The sequence below is a fragment of the Bradyrhizobium sp. genome (assembly GCF_027307225.1).
In the GTDB taxonomy this organism is placed as follows: domain Bacteria; phylum Pseudomonadota; class Alphaproteobacteria; order Rhizobiales; family Xanthobacteraceae; genus Bradyrhizobium.
On record NZ_DAHUXJ010000053.1, the window covers coordinates 16,924 to 35,227 of the forward strand.

The following is an 18,304-nucleotide window of genomic DNA, read 5'->3' on the forward strand; positions in this document are numbered from 1 at the left end:
GACAAAGCCGTGAGGCGTCAAACAGCAACAAGCGGGATCAATCCCGCAGGGTCGAGCCGCGCATTGCGGCTCGACCCTCTCTCTTTGCCCGTGAGCTTCGATGCGCAGGACGTTCGCGCCGACAACGGCGTGCGTCGTGTCGAGCTTCACCGCGAGCGTGTCGTGCTGCGGCGTGCCGTCCAGGGCATGCGGATGGCCATCAACCTTCGTGTCAGCGATTTCCGCGGCATTGCGCTGCGTGGCGTCGACGACGTCCAGACGCTGGTGCTGCTGCACCGCGACCCATCTCTGACGATCCCGCTTTGCGTCAGTTCAGATCCCGACGAGCTTGCATCCGCCTGGCAGACATGGAGCGACATCTTCGCGCTGCCGCAACTCTTTGAGGAAGCGCCAGGCGAGCCGGCGCCACGGCGGCGGCGGCGCAACGCGATCCGCGCACGGCGTCCGAAATTCCTGGTGCGACGGCGCGGCGGCGGCGCGATCGACACTGCCAATGTCCATCGCCGCGAACGCGAGATCATCGCCCGCAACTGATCGTGGGCCGGCCGGTTTAGCCGGCCCTCATCAGCGCATCCACCAATAGCCCGGCGAACAGCAACAGCCCTGCGTCGCGGTTGGATTTGAAGACGCGCAGGCAAAGCGCGGGGTCGCTGATATCGAGCCGCGCGATCTGCCAGCCAAGATGGATCGCGAACGCTGCAAGGCCGATCCATCCAGCCGGACCGATGCCGGCGATCCTGATCGCTACACCGATCAGGATCGCGGCCAGACCGTAAAACACGATCAGCGCCCGATGCGTGCGGGCGCCGAACAACCGCGCGGTCGATTTGACGCCGATCAGCGCATCGTCCTCTGTGTCCTGATGCGCGTAGATGGTGTCATAGCCGATCACCCAGGCGATCGATCCGGCGTAAAGTACAAGCGCCGGCAGCCCGATGCTTCCGAGCAGGACCGCAAATCCCATCAAGGCGCCCCACGAGAAGGCAAGCCCCAGCACGACCTGCGGCCACCAGGTGATGCGCTTCATGAACGGATAGACCGCAACGATGGCCAGCGAAGCGATACCGGCTGCGATCGCGAAGCGGTTGAACTGAAGTAGTACAACAAGGCCTACCACGGCTTGCGCGACCAAAAACACGAGGGCCTGTCGCACGCTCACCTGGCCGGCCGGGATCGGGCGCGATCGCGTGCGCTCGACCTTGGCGTCGAGATCGCGATCGGTGATGTCATTCCAGGTGCAGCCGGCGCCACGCATGGCAAACGCGCCAACAAGAAACAAAGCGATCACGATCGGCAATCGCCTGACGTCGTGTGCCAGCGCTGACGCGATCGCGGCCGACCACCAGCACGGCAGCAACAACAGCCAGGAACCGATCGGACGGTCGAGGCGGGCAAGCCTCAGATAGGGCCGAGACCACAACGGCGCACGCGTATCGACCCAATTGCCGGTCGCGTCCGCAACGCGCGCCGCAGCCTCAATCATAACGCCCCGGCGCCTGCTGTGTCGGATATTCCGTTCAGGTCAACGACACGCGTCATCGCGTGAGCGCATTGCCGCTCAGCGTGTCGAACGTCGTGCCGCCGCTTTTCTTGGTGGCGTTCGCCTCCGGAATCGACGCAGCAGAACCCAGCACATCCGACAGGCTTGGACCGGCGGAACCCTGGCTTTTCATATTGGCAGCGGCGTTGCATATCTTCGTCAGCATATCCTCGCTACGCTTGTGGCCGGTCTTGAGCTGCTGGCTGATCTGTGGCGGGATCTCGCATCGTGCGGCGTTGGTCTCGACGAATTTCATCATTTTGACCTCGGCCTGGATGAAGCTGGTCATCAGCTTGCACGCCACATCAGGACCGGCGTGCTTGTCGCTGGCCGCCCTGAGAAGCTTACCGCGCCTTTCCGCTTCTTCGCGCATCGGCATGAATTGCTTCATGCAGTTATCGACTGCTCCCGATTGCGTCGGAGGTGCTGCAAAGGTTGACGCCCCGCCGGGTCCCGGAAAAAAAGCAGGCGCCGGTACGTTGCCGAAAGAGGAGGACGGCATCGGCGAATTGCCGAGAGAGTGTGCCCCGCCGCCGTTCACCGGCGGGAAGGCAGGATCATTGACCGTTCCTGCTTTTTTCCCGGCCCCATTCACGGGCGGGAACGCTGGATCGTTGAGGGTGCCCGCCTGGCCCGGCAGCGGCGCAGGAAACGCGCCCTGTGCCGAAGCCTGCCCTGCTTGAAACGTTACAACGGCCACCACGGCTAGCACCGCCGATCCGAGGTCCCTGCGCCACAGGCGGCGAGTTCTCTTCACGGATTTCAGATCGAGAAGCGGTGCTGGAATCGTCAACTTGTTAGTGCCCATGACTTTCCGAAGTTCGCAAAAAGGTCTTGCAGAGGGGACGTGCGAGCTTCGGAAAGTGGACACTAATGGCGCGATCAACTGGCGGATCATCAATGCTGTTCCCTCAGGCCCGAACACTTTCCCGACAGGAGAGCGACTCCATTGTCGGCATTTTACGATTGCTGCCAGTGGTTAACAACCCGTTGAATAGGGCAAGAGCGCGGCGCAACGCCGCCCCCAAACCGGGAATAATCACGCAATTTCTCATCCTTTTGGGCTAAAAAGCCCGCCGAAAGGACCCCGATCGGTAATGCCCTCGCATGATTTCCGCAAACCTCGGCTGTTCGTGGACGCGCCCCTCGAAAGCGGCGCCACCGTGACGCTCGCGAGGGACCAGAGCAACTATCTCGGCAACGTGCTGAGGCTTTCGGCCGGCGACGGCATTCTCGTCTTCAATGGGCGCGACGGCGAATGGCAAGCTTCGATCACCGGTCGCAAGCGGCCTGACGGCCTGCAAGTCGAAGGCAGAACCCGGCCGCAAGATCGCCTCGGCGAATTCGCTTACGTGTTCGCGCCGCTGAAGCACGCGCGCCTCGATTATATCGTGCAAAAGGCTGTCGAGATGGGCGTCTCGTCCCTGCAGCCGGTGATGACTCGTTTCACCCAGGTCTCCCGGGTCAACAGCGAACGGATGCGGGCCAATGTCATCGAGGCAGCCGAGCAATGCGGTATTCTCGCCATCGCCGAGGTTGCGGAACCGGTCACCTTTGACCGGTTTCTGGCGCGCCGAAAGGCAGAGCGGCTACTTGTCTTTTGCGACGAAGCGGCCGACGTCGCCAATCCATTGAGTGCGTTGGCGCGCGAAAGACCGCCCGGAGGCATCGATATCCTGATCGGACCGGAGGGCGGATTTGCCGAGGAGGAGCGCGCCGCCTTGCTGCGCCAGCCGAACACGTTGCGGCTGTCGCTGGGTCCGCGGATCTTGCGGGCCGATACCGCGGGCGTCGCGGCGCTGGCGCTGGTCCAGGCCGCACTCGGCGATTGGACCGCCGATGCTGCCCGATAGGACATCCGATCGTTAAGACACTTGGTCGTTAAGACACTTGGCCGATCATGGTCGAAACCTTGGTTGCGCCATGCTAAAGGCTGCGCCAGCGCCTTGGGGCCGGACATCGGGCCGAAAAGCGTCAAGTCAGTAAAATTACTTTGATTCAACGACTTAGGTGTATTTCGGTCTTGCGAACCCGCTTTCAAGAGATTTGGACTGCAAGATGATCGCGACCGCCGCCCCTCGTGCGACCGGGTCCGCCGCATGGGCGGAAGCACTGCTACGGTCATTTGCGGAAGCCGGCTACGCCCTGGCCGAACCTGCCGTCCTGCAGCCAGCCGAGCCTTTTCTTGACCTTTCCGGCGAAGATATCCGCAAGAGCCTTTACCTCACGACCGACGCCACCGGCGAAGAACAGTGCCTGCGCCCTGACCTGACAATCCCGGTGGCGCGCGAATACCTCTCCTCAGGCCGCGCCGGACAGCCTGCGGGATTTAGCTATCTCGGCCCGGTGTTTCGCTATCGCAGCGGAGCGCCCAGCGAGTTCCTGCAGGCCGGCATCGAATCGTTCGGACGGGCCGATCGCCCGGCAGCGGATGCCGAAATGCTGGCGCTGGCCTTGCAGGCAGCACAGGCTTTTGGCCTGAACGAGGTCGAGATCCGCGCCGGCGATGTCGCCCTCTTCACGTCCCTCATCGATGCGCTCGGTCTTTATCCGGTATGGCGCCGGCGGCTGATCAAGGATTTCAACCGCAAGATCAGCCTCGAACAGGACATCGAACGGCTCGCGCTCGCAAGCGCCGCACCCCCCAACGAGTATGAGGGCGTGCTCGCCGCGCTTGCCGGCTCCGATCGCAAGGCGGCGCTGGCGCTGGTGACCGACCTGATGTCGATCGCCGGCACCAGCAATGTTGGCGGCCGCACCGTTGCCGAAATCGCCGACCGCTTTCTCGAGCAGTCGACTTTGAAGGCGGGCGCGCTGCCGCGCGATGCGCTTGCCATCATCAAACGCTTTCTTGCCGTCGCCGGTGACCCGCGCGATGCGGTCGCCCAACTGCGCGCGCTGGCAAATGACTGCAAGCTAGATATCGATGCGGCCGTCGATGCACTCGACAGCCGCGTCGGCTTCATGGTCGGGCGTGGCATCGACGTCGCGAAAATGCGCTTCTCGACCGCATTCGGACGCGGGCTTGATTATTACACCGGCTTCGAATTCGAGCTTCACGCCAAGGGCGATGGCGTCGAACCGTTGGTCGCCGGCGGCAGATATGACGGGCTGTTGCAGCGACTCGGTTCGGCCGCCGCCATTCCGGCGGTTGGATTTTCGGTGTGGGTCGAGGCCTTCGCCAAACTCGGCACCCCCGCCGCCTCCGGGAGGCCGTCGTGACCACGCCCTTCGTTCTCGCCGTTCCCTCGAAGGGCCGGTTGCAGGAAAACGCCGAAGCCTTCTTCACCCGCGCCGGGCTGGCCTTGGCGAAGCCGCGCGGCGCCCGCGAATATCGCGGCACCATCATGGGCCTCGACAATGTCGAGATTGCCTATCTGTCGGCCGGCGAGATTGCCTCGCAACTGGCGCGCGGTGCGGTGCATCTCGGCATTACCGGCGAAGATCTCGTGCGCGAGAGCATTGTCGATGCCGACAAGCGCGTGCTTCTGATCGACAGCCTCGGCTTCGGCAGCGCCAACGTCGTAGTAGCGGTCCCGCAGGCATGGATCGACGTGCGGACCATGGCCGATCTAGACGACGTCACGTCGGGCTTTCGCGAACAGCATAACCGGCGGATGCGGGTCGCGACCAAATACATCAACCTGACCCGCGCATTCTTCGCTTCCCATGGCATCGTCGACTACCGCATCGTCGAGAGCGCCGGCGCGACCGAAGGCGCGCCCGCCGCGGGCACAGCGGAAATGATCGTCGATATCACCACGACCGGCGCGACGCTGGCTGCCAACGGTCTGAAGGTGCTCGACGACGGCGTGATCCTGAAGAGCCACGCCAATCTCGTCGCCTCGCGCGAGGCCGACTGGTCGAGCGAAGCACGGGAAACAGCGCGCGTCATACTCGACCACATTGCCGCCCGCGCGCGGGCGAGCCAATACCGCGAGGTCCGCACCCGCTTTACCGCCTGCAACGCGGCGTTGCTGGCCGAAGCCCAGGAGCGCTTCGGCGTGGCGTTGCCGTTCGGCGGACCAACGTCGTCCGGAATGGTGACCCTGCACTGTCCGCCGGCGCAGCTCTACGCACTTGGCAGCTTCCTGCGCAATCACGGGGCCGACACGGTTTCGGTGGCTTCCCTCGATTATGTGCTCGACCGCGAAAATCCCCTGTTCGCCCGGCTCGAGGCGTTCCTCAGACAATAAATCGCAGGTACCTTCCCGTGGCGACATTCCAGCGCGATTGCCATATGGTGCGCCAAGGCGGGTTGTCGGGCGAAATGGGTACTCGCCGGTGCTGAGACTGGAAACCGATCGATGACACTGGGCACAGACGTATCGAGCCTGTCGACGACCGCCGCGACGGCTGCGGCGCGCGGCCTGTCGATCGTCGTACCGGTGTACAACGAGGCGACCGGCCTCGCCTCGCTGCATCAGCGGCTTTGCGGTCTCGCAAAAGGCCTCGACCATCGCTATCGGCTGCGCTGCGAAGTCGTCTATGTCGATGACGGCAGTTCCGACGCGACACTCATCGTCGCACGCGGACTGAAGGCGGATTGCATCGACGTTCAGGTCGTCTCGCTGTCGCGCAATTTCGGCAAGGAAGCAGCGCTGATGGCGGGCCTCGACCATGCACGGCAGGGCGCGGTTCTGTTCATGGACGGCGACGGCCAGCACCCGCCGGACCTGGTCGAAAAGCTGGTCAGCCACTGGATCGATGACGGCTACGACGTCGTCTATACGGCGAAGGCGCACCGCGACAATGAATCCCTGCTGCGGCGATTGTCCGTGCGCGGCTTCTACGCCCTGATCAATTGGGGCGCCCGGCAGAAGATCCCGGAAGACGCCGGCGACTTCCGCCTGCTGTCGCCACGGGCCGCCGCCGCGCTACGGCAATTGCCGGAGCGCAACCGCTTCTTCAAAGGTCTGGCAAGCTGGATCGGCTTTCGCCAGATTCGCGTCGACTATGAACCGGCCGCACGCGCGCACGGCATCACGACATTCAGCGCCGGACGGCTGGTCGGGCTTTCGATCGAAGGGTTGACCTCGTTCTCGGTCGCACCGCTTCGCTTCGCGAGCCTGCTCGGCGTGCTGCTGGCGTCCGTGGCCTTCCTGTTCGGCCTGTCGATCCTCTGGGAAACGTGGGTGGATGGAAAGTCGGTTCCCGGCTATCCCTCGCTGATCGTAGGCCTGATGACGATCGGCGGTGTACAGTTGATCATGATCGGCATCGTCGGAGAATATATCGGCAAGATCCTTTCCGAACTGAAGGCGCGCCCGATCTATTTCGTTGCCGAACATTCCGAGAAGCGCACCGATGCGCGCACGGATAACGAAGCCGATCAAAGGACGGCGGCGGAATGAGCCGACGCATCTGGTTGTGCGCCGACGACTACGGCATCAGCCCCGGCGTCAATCGCGCCATTCGCGATCTGATCGAGAAGGGCCGTCTCAACGCCACGTCCGTCATGGTGGTGGGGTCGGCGATCGGCCGTGACGACGTGAACGCACTCGTCGCTTCCGCCAGATCCAATCGAGGCTGCGCCATCGGCCTGCATGTCACTCTCACCGCGCCGTTTCGCCCGTTGACGATGCATTTCAGGCCGCTCGAGGGCGGCTTGTTTTTGCCGCACCCTACGCTGTTTCGCCGAGGCATCACGGGAAGGCTCGATTTTGAGCTCGTCCATACCGAAGTGACCGTGCAGATCGAGGCCTTTGCCGACTTGTTTGGCCGCGCGCCGGACTATGTCGACAGCCATCAGCACGTCCATCTCTTTCCGGGCGTGCGTCAGGCTTTCCTGGCGGCGGCGAAGGCAGCAGCGCCAGGCGCGTGGGTTCGCCAATGCGGCCGCGACCGGCCATTGACCCGACGCCTCGGCTCGCCGAAGTCGCTGGTGCTCGACGCGCTCAGCGCACAATTCCGCAAGCGCGCGGCGCGCGCCGGACTCTCCTTCAATCCCGCCTTTGCCGGCGCCTACGATTTTTCGAAGCAGACGGAATTCGGCGCCTTGCTGGGACAATTCGTTCAGGGAATGCCGGAGGGAGGCGTTGTCATGTGTCATCCGGGCATCGTGGACGATGTACTGATCAGCCTCGATCCGTTCACCTTCCAGCGCGAGCGCGAATATGAATTCCTGGGCAGCGAACAGTTCATGCCTTTGCTGGCGGCGAACGAACTCACGCTTGGCTGAACGCCCGACCGCATATCGTTGGCGTCAACGCGGCAACCCTGCCGGCAAATTTTTCGGGGTCCGATCAAGGATTTACAGGCGAAATGACGACCGCCCACTGCCCTACGTAAATTTAATTTCCGCCCGCACTACCTGCGACATGAACCCCGCTTACATGCCAAGACAGGCTTTGAAAGCGAGGGAGAGGCCAGATGACGCCGCAAGAACGCCAATTGGTTGACGACCTTTTCGAACGGTTGTCGAAGATGGAGGGTGCGCCGCGCGATTCCGATGCGACCGCTGCGATCGCCCAGGGTTTGCGGAACGCACCGAACGCGATCTACCCGCTGGTGCAGACGGTATTGGTACAGGACGAGGCGCTCAAGCAGGCTCACCACCGCATCGAGGAGTTGGAAAATCAAAGCGCACCTCAGCAAACTCAAGGCGGCGGCTTTCTCGATACCATGCGCGGTGCGCTGTTCGGGCAGGGTCAATCACAGGGCGGTCAATCGCAAGGTTCCGTCCCGAACGTTCGACCGCCCGAAGCCGGCAGCCGTCCAGTCTGGAACAGCGGCCAGGTTTTGCAGCAGACAGGGCGCAACGATGAACGCAACTATGGCCAGCCCTATGGCGGACCACAGGCGCCGATGGGTGGCGGAACGATGGGCGGCGGAATGATGGGCGGTGGCGGTGGCTCATTTCTGGGAACCGCCGCGGCTGCCGCCGCGGGCATGGTCGGCGGATCGCTTCTGCTCAACAGCTTTCGCGGCATGATGGGCGGCAATCGCCAGGCTTTCGGCGAGACCGCGGCCACTAGCGATCGGAGCCCGTGGAGCGACCAATCCCGCAGTGACCTCGCACGCGACGCCGGCATCAACAATATCGGCTCGCAAGATCTCGCCGCACAGGATCGTGCCCAGGATCTCGCTCAGGATCGTGACGACGACAATTCGCGCGACGGGCTATACGATACAGCGTCAGACGACGACCGCGACGACATGGACGCCGACAACTTCGACAACGATAGCGATAACGACAGCGATAACGACAGCGACTTCGCTTGAAAGGTTCTCAGGCAAATGAAAAACGGCCGCTCTGTTAGCAGCGGCCGTTTTATTTCGCGCGACCGGGTTGATCAGATGACGACGACCTTGGTGCCGACGTTGACGCGGCCATAGAGGTCGATCACGTCCTCGTTGCGCATCCGGATGCAGCCCGAGGACACGTTGGTGCCGATCGTCCAGGGCTCGTTCGAGCCGTGGATGCGATAGAGCGTCGATCCGAGATACATGGCGCGCGCCCCGAGCGGATTTTGCGGTCCGCCTTCCATGTGCCGCGGCAAGTCCGGCCGGCGCTGCAACATTTCAGCGGGCGGCGTCCAGTCCGGCCATTCTTTCTTCGCGGAAATCGTCTTGATACCTGACCAGGCGAAACCGGGCCGGCCAACGCCGATGCCATAACGCAGCGCCTTGCCATTGCCCTCGACCAGATAAAGGAACTTGTTCGGCGTATCGATGACGATCGTGCCGGCGTGCTCCTTGCCGTCGTACTCGACGAGCTGCTTCTCGTATTTCGGGTCGAAGGCCGGCCGCGCCGGCTCTCCCATCATCGGCTGGCCCATCGCTTGCGGTGGCATCATCGGCGCCTGGTAAACCATCGGCTGCCGGTATGAAGGCTGCTGATATGAAGGCAGCGGCTGATAGGCCGGCTGCTGGCGATAGGGCTGGCCTTCCTGATAGTCCTGTCCTTGTCTGTCGCCGAACAGGAACTCGATGAAGCCGCCTCCCATATTGGGACGATCGGCGGATGCGAGGCGCACCGGCGCGGGAGCCGGCGGCGCTGCGGATTGATCGGGATGGAGCACCACCGGATCTGTGACGAACTCGGCTTCATTTGCGGCGGCATGCGGAAATCCGAGGCCGAGCCAGCAAGCACTGGCGAGCAGCGCAAGATACATTCTCTTCATCGACGTACTCATACTAGAGCTCTGATTCCGAAGTTCGCAAGCTATTGCGGCCCCTCCGATGCGAACTTCGGAATCAAAGGAGCTCTAGTTTCGTCGTGGGCGCCGGAGCGACGCGCTTTGCACGCGATCAGCTAAAAGCGAAAACCGCATCGGTTTGGTAAACAGAATCACCTTTTCGATTCACCACGTCGTCAGGTCGGCGCGGTTTTGTCGCTAGCGTTTATTTTCAGTGAACGGGCAGCGCGGATGGTTAATCGTCGGTGTGCGGACGTGCGCGCTGATTGCAGCGCCGGTTCCGGCGTGAACCTCGTGTTAAATTCGGTCTGCTTTAAAGCACAGCGGAGTGAAGGGGTCAGGGATATTCTCATGCCGGTTCATCGTAGACGTTTTCGTATCGAAGAAGCTTTCTCCGGAGACATTCAGATGCCGCCGGAGGTTGAAACCGAAGTTGGCCCCATGCACCATGAAATCATGAACGAACTGCGCGCCATCAAGGCTCAGATGGCTATCTCGCGCCCCATTGGCGCGACGACCGAGGCAATCGGCGAAGCTGCGGCGCGCGAAGTTGCGGACGCGCATGCGCTGCTCGAAACCTATCGCGCGCAGATCGAGCAATGCGAGAAGCTCAAGGTCGAGCTCGACCTGATCTATGACGCCATTACCCGCACCAAGCGCGAAATCGCCGTCCTGCACGGCAAGAGCTTCAACGGCGAGGAGATGGCCAAGGTCAATGGCGAACTCGGCGCCGTGGTCGGCGGGACCGAAGAAGCCACCCAGCAGATCCTGGAAGCCGCCGAATCGATCGACAATTCGGCAACCGCCTTGAGCAAGATCACCTCGCCCGACCAGCAGAAGCTGCTCAGCGAGGAAATCCAGGAACGCGTCGTTTCCATCTTCGAGGCGTGCAATTTCCAGGACCTGACCGGCCAGCGCATCAAGAAGGTGATGAACACGATGAAGTTCATCGAAAATCACATCACCGTCATGATGGACATCTGGGGCGGCGTCGACGCCATCAAGGCGCATGCGCCGGCGATCGTCGACACCCGCGAGGGCGACGCCAAGCTTTTGAACGGCCCGAGGCTTGAAGGCGATGTCGGCCACGCCTCACAGGACGATATCGACGCCCTGTTCGACTGACCGATATTTCCTCAGGATCGGGTAGGAGGACGCCTTGCGGCGTCCCCCTCCCACACCACCGAACGTACGGTCCCGTATACGGCGGTTCCTGTCGTGTCCGCTCTGCGGCCCGCAGTGCCTGTCACCCTCAAAGCGCTTTGATCGTATCTCGCGGATTCCGTCCGCTACCTCGGATCTAAGCCCGCTCGCGCGGCATCTGCTCAAGGCGATCAGAAAAGCGGTCCCAGCTTCTCCGACAAGTTCAGCCCTTCATCGGTTGGTCCGACTACTACGGCTTCTGCTGACTTCTGCCGCCCCGTCCCGACGCCTTGCGGCGCCGGTAGCACACCCGTTGCCGGGGGCAGGACGACAGAGCTCCCAGGGTAAGACGCGTGACCTTCGTGCCATACACTCGTCGCATCTACGGCCGCACCCTCCGGGTGATATCGGGCTTCGGGCATTTTGGCTCCCTCGCCCGGATGCGGACGCCTCTTATGCGCTGGCTGTTCGTCGAGCCGGCACTTTGCTTACAGCTTCCTTCAGACCCCGCCTCGCGACGACGCCCTTGCTGTTCGGCTAACGGTTCCCATCACCAGGGTCCGTAGAGGACTCTCACCTCCAAGTCACCGACCGGACACCACGCCGGTCAAATCGCGCCAGTCACGGCGCTCCGCGCCATGCCTGGCGCACCAAAAAGGAAAACGCCGGCTTCAAGCCGGCGTTTTTTTGCTTTCGGGGACGGAGATCGGGCTCAAGCCCGCGGCCCGCAGCGGACATAGACCATGTTGCCGTAACGGGTTGCCGCATCCTTGTCGATGAAGCGGGTGATCAGGACCCTGCCATCGAAGGACACGATCTCCCGGTCCAGATCGCCGCCCGGCGGGCCTGCCGGACCGATGTAGTTCTTGCCGCTCGGACTGCCTTTCAGCCGCAATTCCTGCGGCGTCGCCTGATCGGCCAGATGCATGATCACGCCGCCAGCGGCACCGGCGCCGATCACGTAAGGCTGCTTGCATTGCGCCTTTGCCGCCACTTCGGTGCGTGCGCGATCATTGGGGTTCTGATACGAGGCCAGTCCCCATTTGCCCACGAGTTCGTCGGCACGGATCGAAGCCGGCATTTCCGGTATCGGCGCCGGCTCCGCCGCGGGCGGCGGGGATGACGAGAAAGACGGCAGGCTCATGCTGCTGCACGCCCCGAGAAAGACCGCCAGCATCGCGGCCATACCCAGATTGGCAGACGTCCGCGCGCCACCTGAACCGATCATGTTCTCCCCCAAGCAAATCCGCGGCAGCATTCGTCCGGCAGCCAACCGCAAAAACCGTGACCTAGCAACGACGTCCTGCAAAGTACGCCGACGCGACCATGTGGTTTCCCAAAGCATCCTATATGAGCCTCACCAAGGCATTAACCTCGTTTGCTTGACAGGATGATTGCCAGGCCATATCCCAGCCGCACTATTGGCACTCTAAGTGCCCGATTGCCAAGAAGACGATAGGCTGTCCAGCGCCGTTTTCGAATACGCCCCGTATTCCCGGTAAATTTCGGCAGCAAATCGACCAGCGAACCAGGCTTCCAAAGGAACTGTCATGGCTAAAACCACATTTCGCCCACTGCACGACCGTGTCGTGGTCAAGCGCATCGATGCTGAACAGAAGTCCAAGGGCGGCATCATCATTCCCGACAGCGCCAAGGAAAAGCCCTCGCAGGGCGAAATCACGGCGGTGGGACCGGGCGGCCGGGATGAATCCGGCAAGTTGATCCCGATCGACCTGAAGGCCGGCGACCGCGTCCTGTTCGGCAAATGGTCGGGCACCGAGGTCAAGATCGACGGCGAAGAGCTGCTGATCATGAAGGAAAGCGACATCATGGGCGTGCTGGCCTAAGCACGGTTCCATTCGTAACCCCGCCTCGATGCGCAGTTGAAAGCGTCATGGTTCCGGATCCGGGTCCAGCCATTCACCCCCTGAACAATCAGGGATGGCCGGGGCCCCACCCCGGCGATGACGAAGTGAGCGGCGCTGCAAGCACAGAATCTTCCAGATTTGAGGAGTTAGGATAATGGCTGCCAAGGACGTCAAATTCTCCGGAGACGCGCGTGACCGCATGCTGCGCGGCGTCGATGTTCTCGCCAACGCCGTCAAGGTGACGCTCGGGCCCAAGGGCCGCAACGTGGTCATCGAAAAGAGTTTCGGCGCCCCGCGCATCACCAAGGACGGCGTGACCGTCGCCAAGGAGATCGAGCTCGAGGACAAGTTCGAGAACATGGGTGCGCAGATGCTGCGCGAAGTCGCTTCCAAGACCAACGATACCGCCGGCGACGGCACTACCACCGCAACCGTGCTGGCGCAGGCGATCGTGCGTGAAGGTGCCAAGGCTGTTGCCGCCGGCATGAATCCGATGGACCTCAGGCGAGGCATCGAGATCGCGGTGACAGCCGTGGTGAAGGACATCGAGAAGCGCGCCAAACCGGTCGCCTCCTCCTCCGAAGTCGCCCAGATCGGAACCATCTCCTCCAATGGCGATGCGGCGATCGGCAAGATGATCGCGCAGGCAATGCAGAAAGTCGGCAACGAGGGCGTCATCACGGTCGAGGAAAACAAGTCGCTCGAGACCGAGGTCGACATTGTCGAGGGCATGAAGTTCGACCGCGGCTATCTGTCGCCCTATTTCATCACCAACGCCGAAAAGATGACTGCGGAACTCGAGGACGTCTATGTGCTGCTGCACGAGAAGAAGCTGACCGGGCTGCAGGCGATGCTGCCGGTGCTCGAAGCCGTGGTGCAGTCGGGCAAGCCGCTTCTGATCATCGCCGAGGACGTTGAGGGCGAGGCGCTCGCGACGCTCGTCGTCAACCGCCTGCGCGGCGGCCTGAAGGTAGCCGCCGTCAAGGCGCCGGGCTTCGGCGACCGCCGCAAGGCCATGCTGGAAGATATTGCGATCCTCACCGGCGGTCAGCTGATTTCCGACGAACTCGGCATGAAGCTCGAGAGCGTCACGGTCAACATGCTCGGCCGTGCCGGCAAGGTGGTGATCGACAAGGAAAACACCACGATCGTCAAAGGTATCGGCAAGAAGAAGGACATCGAGGGCCGCGTCAACCAGATCAAGGCCCAGATCGAGGAAACCACCTCCGACTACGACCGCGAGAAGCTCCAGGAGCGCCTGGCCAAACTCGCCGGCGGCGTCGCGGTGATCCACGTCGGCGGCGCAACCGAGGTTGAGGTCAAGGAAAAGAAGGACCGCGTCGAAGACGCGCTGAACGCCACGCGAGCCGCAGTGCAGGAAGGCATCGTGCCGGGCGGCGGCGTCGCCCTGCTGCGCGCCAAGAAGGCGGTCGGACGCATCCACAACGACAATTCGGATGTGCAGGCCGGCATCAACATCGTGCTCAAGGCGCTGGAAGCTCCGATCCGCCAGATCTCGGAGAATGCCGGGGTCGAGGGCTCGATCGTTGTGGGCAGGATTCTCGAGGACAAGTCGGAGACGTTCGGCTTCGACGCCCAGACCGAAGAGTATGTCGATATGGTCGCCAAGGGCATCATCGACCCCGCCAAGGTGGTGCGGACCGCGTTGCAAGATGCTTCGTCCGTCGCCGGCCTATTGGTGACGACCGAAGCCATGGTTGCGGAGCTGCCGAAGGAACTGGCAGCGGCAGCACCGGGCGGTCACGGCGGCGGCATGGGCTTCTAGTACCGCCGATCTGAAGTCCCTGCACCACAAGCGGCGAATCCGATCAGGGACTTCAGATCGATAAAGCGGTACTAGAATCGATAAGTTTGCTAGCTAGTGCCCATGACTTTCCGAAGTTCGTGAAGGTGGGCGCGGCGATGGAGCACGAACTTCGGAAAGTGGGCACTAGGTCAAGCGAATTCGACTGCGACAACAATCGAGAAGGCTGTCATGGGCGGCCTTCTTTTTTGGCGATTTGTCTTCAGCTTTGCTAGGAAGAGCCAAATCCGGCTTGCTAAACATTCGACGATTGCAAGCCCGTCTCTTCAAGGAAGTGCAGATGCGCGCCGTCCTACTTCTCGTGACCGTTCTTGCCGCCGCCTCAATCGGCGCAGCCGATGGGCAAATGAAGCTCTCGACCAAGCCTCTGCCCGGCGCCAACGAGGTCAGGTATTTCACCGCCATCGACGGGCTGATGGACGGCAATGCCGACGTGATCCTGAAGGAAACGCGGCAAGGCAAGACGTTGACCGCCGCAACGCTCGATGTCTGCTATCCCGTCGCCAAGGGCTCTGACCGCAAGGACCGTTTCGTCGTCAAACTTTCGGTCAACGGCCAAACCTTGATCGGAACAACCCGGAGCATCGGCAACAAATTGCCGGTGACAGTCAAGCTGACGCGAAAGCCGACCGGCGAAAATTTCGAGTTCAAGGGCCAGATCGGCATCGGGGAGACCGTCACCGAAGTGAACTCGACCGACAATTCCGATCTCAGCGAACGCGAATTTCAGGAGAACCAGACCAGCGACGATGGCATCACGCCAGCGCCGAAGGACTTTACCGAAGTTTCCCCGGAAGCGATCGGCGTTCGTCTGAAGCTGGATGCGGCCGCTGATTTTCTCAAGAGCCTCAAGGAACAGAACGTCGAGGTTTCGCTGAGCAGCCTTGCCGTCAGCTGCGACGTGCTACGCGCCGGCGAACAGACCGTTACGCTCAGTGCCGATCCGGATCGCGCCGCAGCGCTGATTGCAAAATTCAAGTCCATGCCCGGTGTGGTCGCGGCCGGATGGACAACCGGCATCATTGAGATGGATCGCACCTTGCGCTTTTCGGCCGCGGGGTGGCGCGACGGCGATCACCTCAACAAGGACAAGCTGGCATCGACCATCGCCAATGTTCTGGGCGGCATGCTTTCGGCCAAGCCGACCGCCTCCGACTGGAACTCTTCCAACGGCAAGCTGAAACTGACGTTCAAGCGCGCCAGCGAGCTATATCCCTCGCTCGATCTCACCGACACCATCGAGGTGACGGCACTGGTCGCTTCCGAAAAGCCAATTGGATCGGATCGCCTGATCCTGTGGATCGGCAGTCCCGTCGTCACGACCGCCGATGAAACATCAGGTCCCACCCTCGTCCTCGCCAACGACGCGAGCGGCGACGAAGAAGGCACGCAGAAGGATGATAACGGCCTCGTCGATGCGCTTGCCAAGGAGTTCAAGGCACAGCGCTGGGACGCTGACAAATCAGCCTGGAAGTAACCGACTGACCTGCGTGCTGGAGCCGATAGGTCAGTTCGTGTTGATGTGGAACCGCAAGAGCTTGCTCCCTACGAAGGAAACCTGATCGCCGCGCCGCCGCCAGGTGGTGGCCTCGCTGAGTGCGGCGATCAGATCGTCGTCGGCTTGCGCCCGCGCCGGTGGACAGCCGGGATCTTGCAACTGACCGGGAACGAAAATCACCGTATTGCCCGCGACCGAGAACTGGCCCACGCCGGTCTTGCACCACAGATCGAGTTTCGTCTCGCCATGGTCGCCGATCTCAAGCGTCGGAATCCGCTTCGATCCGGGCTGGGGCGGCGCGTCGAGCGACATTTCGAATCCGAACGGAAACTCCTCATCGGCAGCCACGGGGCTCGTCAGCCACCCTGCCGCCGCGAAAACGGCGAACGCCGCGGTCATTCTTAGAAAGCCCTGTACTGAAAACATTGGTTCCTCTGGGGAAGCAGGACGTGCGGGTTTTAATCGGCCAATACGAGGTTGGCCAGATTGACCGGCGCAAAATAAAGCCCCCGCGTCGAGCCGGACGCGGGGGAACTTGATTGGCTCTCGAAGGCAACCGTCCTCTACTTCAAGACCATGCTCGTGAACGGATGGACATAGGCCTGCAACATCACAAACACGCCGACCAGACAGGCAAGCGCGATCGAGTGTTTGAACACGAAGCGCAAGATCGAGCCTTCATGCCCGTACCAGTTGGTTGCGGTCGAAGCGACCACGATCGACTGCGCATCAATCATCTTGCCCATGACGCCGCCGGACGAGTTTGCCGCTGCCATTAGAACCGAGGGCAGACCCAGTTGCTCCGAAGTGATCCGCTGCAAGTTTCCGAACAGGATGTTCGATGCAGTATCCGATCCGGTCAGCGCAACGCCCAGCCAACCGAGCAGTGTGCCGAAGAATGGATAGAGGACGCCGGTTGCAGCGAAGGCAAGACCTAGCGTCGCATCGATGCCGGACAAACGCGTCAGAGTACCGATGGCGAGCATCGCCGAAATCGTGATCAGCGAAATCGCGCAAAGCCTTATCGTGCGGCCATACTCGGCGATCATCCTGACCGGCGAAAAGCCTGCCAGGAATCCGGCGATGATGGCCGCAAACAACATGCCTGTGCCGGTAAACGACAGGTAAGTGAATCCGAACACCGCGCCTTCCGGCGTTGGTTTGGCAGCTACCGGCGGCACCTTGTTGATCATTCGGTGCAACTCGGGCACCGGATAGTTCCAGGTGAAGATCGAGTTCGCCCAGGACTTGAAAGCTCCATTGCCCCAGATCAGCATCACGATGCAGACGATGATCCACGGCAGCAGCGCACTCCAGAGCTGCGCTCTCGTCAGCGGCCTCATATCGAGCGGCTTTGCCTGCGTCATTGTCGCCATCGACTCATCATTGCCGCGCAGTGCCGGCGACAACCAGAGTTGCTTGGGCTGCCAGACCTTCAGGAACAGAATAAGCGCTCCCATCGAAATCAGCGAGGCGCCGATGTCGACGATCCAGGGATTGACGTAGTTCGAGATCACGAACTGCGGGACCGCAAACGAGATACCGGTGACCAGAATGGCCGGCCAAACGCCCTTCATGCCTTTCCAGCCGGCGAAGGCCCACACGACCCAGAACGGCACGATCAGCGAGAATACCGGCAATTGCCGCCCCACCATGGCGCCGAGAGTATAGGGGTCCAATCCGGTCACCGAAGCGAGGCCCTGGATCGGCGTACCGAGCGCACCGTAGGCGACGGGAGCGGTATTGGCGATCAGCGACAGGCCCGAGGCCGCCAGCGGCGAGAAGCCGAGGCCGATCAGAACGGAACCGGTGACGGCGACCGGCGTGCCGAAGCCCGAAGCGCCTTCGAAGAAAGCCCCAAAGGAAAAGGCGATCAGCAGCAATTGCAGTCGGCGATCCTCGGTGACGCCGCCCACGGCCCGCTTCAGCAGCTCGAATTGGCCGGTTGCGACCGTAATTTGGTAGAGATAGATGACGTTCAGCACGATCCAGCCGATCGGGAAGAACCCTGCCACCACGCCAAGTATCGAGGCGCGGATCGACATGTTGGCCGGCATCGTGAAGACGAAGATCGCAATCAAGTTGGTCAGGATCACCGCGATGATGGCTGCGATATGCGCCTTGACCTTGCCGCTGGCGATCAAAACCAGCAGCGTGACGACCGGCACCGCAGCCGCGATTGTCGACAGCACGGTATTGTTGAATGGATTGTAGACTTGATTCCACATTACGATTTCTCTCCCCATAACTCTTTTTCTGGCGCAGCAATGCGCACGCTCGTTTAGCGCG

General features: G+C 61.9%; 17 protein-coding genes. 11 read left to right on the plus strand and 6 right to left on the minus strand.

Annotation, left to right across the window (positions count from 1 at the left end; translation table 11 throughout):
• Nucleotides 1–9 precede the first annotated feature (9 nt).
• Nucleotides 10–534: a DUF6101 family protein gene (locus M6D32_RS09075; RefSeq protein ID WP_298255484.1), complete on the plus strand. Its 525-nt coding sequence runs from the start codon at nucleotides 10–12 to the stop codon at nucleotides 532–534.
• A 16-nt stretch (nucleotides 535–550) separates the two neighbouring features.
• Here the strand turns inward: M6D32_RS09075 and ubiA are convergent, their stop codons facing one another.
• Entirely contained in the window at nucleotides 551–1,483 is a 933-nt protein-coding gene (gene ubiA, locus M6D32_RS09080; protein WP_298255486.1) for a 4-hydroxybenzoate octaprenyltransferase, read from the minus strand.
• A gap of 52 nt (nucleotides 1,484–1,535) precedes the next feature.
• A complete protein-coding gene (locus tag M6D32_RS09085; RefSeq protein ID WP_298255488.1) occupies nucleotides 1,536–2,438 on the minus strand; it encodes a hypothetical protein in 903 nt (300 codons plus the stop codon).
• 199 nt (nucleotides 2,439–2,637) lie between these two features.
• Here M6D32_RS09085 and M6D32_RS09090 point away from each other — a divergent pair, with 199 nt between their 5' ends.
• The 6 genes from M6D32_RS09090 to M6D32_RS09115 all read left to right on the plus strand — a co-directional run bounded on the left by M6D32_RS09090 (nucleotide 2,638) and on the right by M6D32_RS09115 (nucleotide 8,764).
• Nucleotides 2,638–3,393: a 16S rRNA (uracil(1498)-N(3))-methyltransferase gene (locus M6D32_RS09090; RefSeq protein ID WP_298255490.1), complete on the plus strand. Its 756-nt coding sequence runs from the start codon at nucleotides 2,638–2,640 to the stop codon at nucleotides 3,391–3,393.
• A gap of 205 nt (nucleotides 3,394–3,598) precedes the next feature.
• Nucleotides 3,599–4,762 (plus strand): ATP phosphoribosyltransferase regulatory subunit, encoded by a 1,164-nt coding sequence (locus M6D32_RS09095; protein ID WP_298255492.1) that lies wholly within the window; start codon nucleotides 3,599–3,601, stop codon nucleotides 4,760–4,762.
• Nucleotides 4,759–5,736, plus strand: coding sequence for an ATP phosphoribosyltransferase (hisG, locus tag M6D32_RS09100; RefSeq protein ID WP_298255494.1), 978 nt, complete (start codon nucleotides 4,759–4,761; stop codon nucleotides 5,734–5,736). Before M6D32_RS09095 ends, hisG begins: the two co-directional genes overlap by 4 nt.
• A 111-nt stretch (nucleotides 5,737–5,847) precedes the next feature.
• Entirely contained in the window at nucleotides 5,848–6,894 is a 1,047-nt protein-coding gene (locus M6D32_RS09105) for a glycosyltransferase family 2 protein (protein WP_298255496.1), read from the plus strand.
• Nucleotides 6,891–7,721 carry a ChbG/HpnK family deacetylase gene (locus M6D32_RS09110; protein WP_298255498.1) on the plus strand — a complete coding sequence of 277 codons (831 nt, stop codon included), beginning with the start codon at nucleotides 6,891–6,893 and terminating at the stop codon, nucleotides 7,719–7,721. The genes M6D32_RS09105 and M6D32_RS09110 overlap by 4 nt, the downstream gene beginning before the upstream one ends.
• A 191-nt stretch (nucleotides 7,722–7,912) precedes the next feature.
• Nucleotides 7,913–8,764 carry a DUF2076 domain-containing protein gene (locus M6D32_RS09115; protein ID WP_298255500.1) on the plus strand — a complete coding sequence of 284 codons (852 nt, stop codon included), beginning with the start codon at nucleotides 7,913–7,915 and terminating at the stop codon, nucleotides 8,762–8,764.
• Between the two features lie 71 nt (nucleotides 8,765–8,835).
• Here M6D32_RS09115 and M6D32_RS09120 read toward each other — a convergent pair whose 3' ends face one another.
• Nucleotides 8,836–9,666 carry a L,D-transpeptidase family protein gene (locus tag M6D32_RS09120; RefSeq protein WP_366145827.1) on the minus strand — a complete coding sequence of 277 codons (831 nt, stop codon included), beginning with the start codon at nucleotides 9,664–9,666 and terminating at the stop codon, nucleotides 8,836–8,838.
• A 366-nt stretch (nucleotides 9,667–10,032) separates the two neighbouring features.
• Here M6D32_RS09120 and M6D32_RS09125 point away from each other — a divergent pair, with 366 nt between their 5' ends.
• On the plus strand, nucleotides 10,033–10,806 hold the full coding sequence (locus M6D32_RS09125; protein WP_298255504.1) for a protein phosphatase CheZ: 774 nt from the start codon (nucleotides 10,033–10,035) through the stop codon (nucleotides 10,804–10,806).
• Nucleotides 10,807–11,536: 730 nt separating this feature from the next.
• Here the strand turns inward: M6D32_RS09125 and M6D32_RS09130 are convergent.
• Nucleotides 11,537–12,052, minus strand: coding sequence for a hypothetical protein (locus M6D32_RS09130; RefSeq protein WP_298255506.1), 516 nt, complete (start codon nucleotides 12,050–12,052; stop codon nucleotides 11,537–11,539).
• A gap of 322 nt (nucleotides 12,053–12,374) precedes the next feature.
• On the opposite strand from M6D32_RS09130, the gene M6D32_RS09135 reads away from it, so the two are divergent.
• The 3 genes from M6D32_RS09135 to M6D32_RS09145 all read left to right on the plus strand — a co-directional run bounded on the left by M6D32_RS09135 (nucleotide 12,375) and on the right by M6D32_RS09145 (nucleotide 15,994).
• Entirely contained in the window at nucleotides 12,375–12,671 is a 297-nt protein-coding gene (locus tag M6D32_RS09135; RefSeq protein WP_298255508.1) for a co-chaperone GroES, read from the plus strand.
• Nucleotides 12,672–12,846: 175 nt separating this feature from the next.
• Nucleotides 12,847–14,478 (plus strand): chaperonin GroEL, encoded by a 1,632-nt coding sequence (gene groL / locus M6D32_RS09140; RefSeq protein WP_298255510.1) that lies wholly within the window; start codon nucleotides 12,847–12,849, stop codon nucleotides 14,476–14,478.
• 319 nt (nucleotides 14,479–14,797) lie between these two features.
• Nucleotides 14,798–15,994: a hypothetical protein gene (locus M6D32_RS09145; protein ID WP_298255512.1), complete on the plus strand. Its 1,197-nt coding sequence runs from the start codon at nucleotides 14,798–14,800 to the stop codon at nucleotides 15,992–15,994.
• 30 nt (nucleotides 15,995–16,024) lie between these two features.
• Here the strand turns inward: M6D32_RS09145 and M6D32_RS09150 are convergent, their stop codons facing one another.
• Entirely contained in the window at nucleotides 16,025–16,414 is a 390-nt protein-coding gene (locus tag M6D32_RS09150) for an META domain-containing protein (RefSeq protein ID WP_298255630.1), read from the minus strand.
• A 164-nt stretch (nucleotides 16,415–16,578) separates the two neighbouring features.
• Nucleotides 16,579–18,243: an L-lactate permease gene (locus M6D32_RS09155; protein WP_298255513.1), complete on the minus strand. Its 1,665-nt coding sequence runs from the start codon at nucleotides 18,241–18,243 to the stop codon at nucleotides 16,579–16,581.
• Between the last annotated feature and the right edge of the window lie 61 nt (nucleotides 18,244–18,304).

What these genes read in the sequence shown, in the direction of transcription:
- ubiA (WP_298255486.1), bottom strand. Translation starts at nt 1,483, where the DNA reads ATGATTGAGGCTGCGGCGCGCGTTGCGGACGCGACCGGCAATTGGGTC.
- M6D32_RS09085 (WP_298255488.1), bottom strand. Translation starts at nt 2,438, where the DNA reads ATGATCCGCCAGTTGATCGCGCCATTAGTGTCCACTTTCCGAAGCTCG.
- M6D32_RS09090 (WP_298255490.1), top strand. Translation starts at nt 2,638, where the DNA reads ATGCCCTCGCATGATTTCCGCAAACCTCGGCTGTTCGTGGACGCGCCC.
- M6D32_RS09095 (WP_298255492.1), top strand. Translation starts at nt 3,599, where the DNA reads ATGATCGCGACCGCCGCCCCTCGTGCGACCGGGTCCGCCGCATGGGCG.
- M6D32_RS09105 (WP_298255496.1), top strand. Translation starts at nt 5,848, where the DNA reads ATGACACTGGGCACAGACGTATCGAGCCTGTCGACGACCGCCGCGACG.
- M6D32_RS09110 (WP_298255498.1), top strand. Translation starts at nt 6,891, where the DNA reads ATGAGCCGACGCATCTGGTTGTGCGCCGACGACTACGGCATCAGCCCC.
- M6D32_RS09115 (WP_298255500.1), top strand. Translation starts at nt 7,913, where the DNA reads ATGACGCCGCAAGAACGCCAATTGGTTGACGACCTTTTCGAACGGTTG.
- M6D32_RS09120 (WP_366145827.1), bottom strand. Translation starts at nt 9,666, where the DNA reads ATGAAGAGAATGTATCTTGCGCTGCTCGCCAGTGCTTGCTGGCTCGGC.
- M6D32_RS09125 (WP_298255504.1), top strand. Translation starts at nt 10,033, where the DNA reads ATGCCGGTTCATCGTAGACGTTTTCGTATCGAAGAAGCTTTCTCCGGA.
- M6D32_RS09130 (WP_298255506.1), bottom strand. Translation starts at nt 12,052, where the DNA reads ATGATCGGTTCAGGTGGCGCGCGGACGTCTGCCAATCTGGGTATGGCC.
- M6D32_RS09135 (WP_298255508.1), top strand. Translation starts at nt 12,375, where the DNA reads ATGGCTAAAACCACATTTCGCCCACTGCACGACCGTGTCGTGGTCAAG.
- groL (WP_298255510.1), top strand. Translation starts at nt 12,847, where the DNA reads ATGGCTGCCAAGGACGTCAAATTCTCCGGAGACGCGCGTGACCGCATG.
- M6D32_RS09145 (WP_298255512.1), top strand. Translation starts at nt 14,798, where the DNA reads ATGCGCGCCGTCCTACTTCTCGTGACCGTTCTTGCCGCCGCCTCAATC.
- M6D32_RS09150 (WP_298255630.1), bottom strand. Translation starts at nt 16,414, where the DNA reads ATGACCGCGGCGTTCGCCGTTTTCGCGGCGGCAGGGTGGCTGACGAGC.
- M6D32_RS09155 (WP_298255513.1), bottom strand. Translation starts at nt 18,243, where the DNA reads ATGTGGAATCAAGTCTACAATCCATTCAACAATACCGTGCTGTCGACA.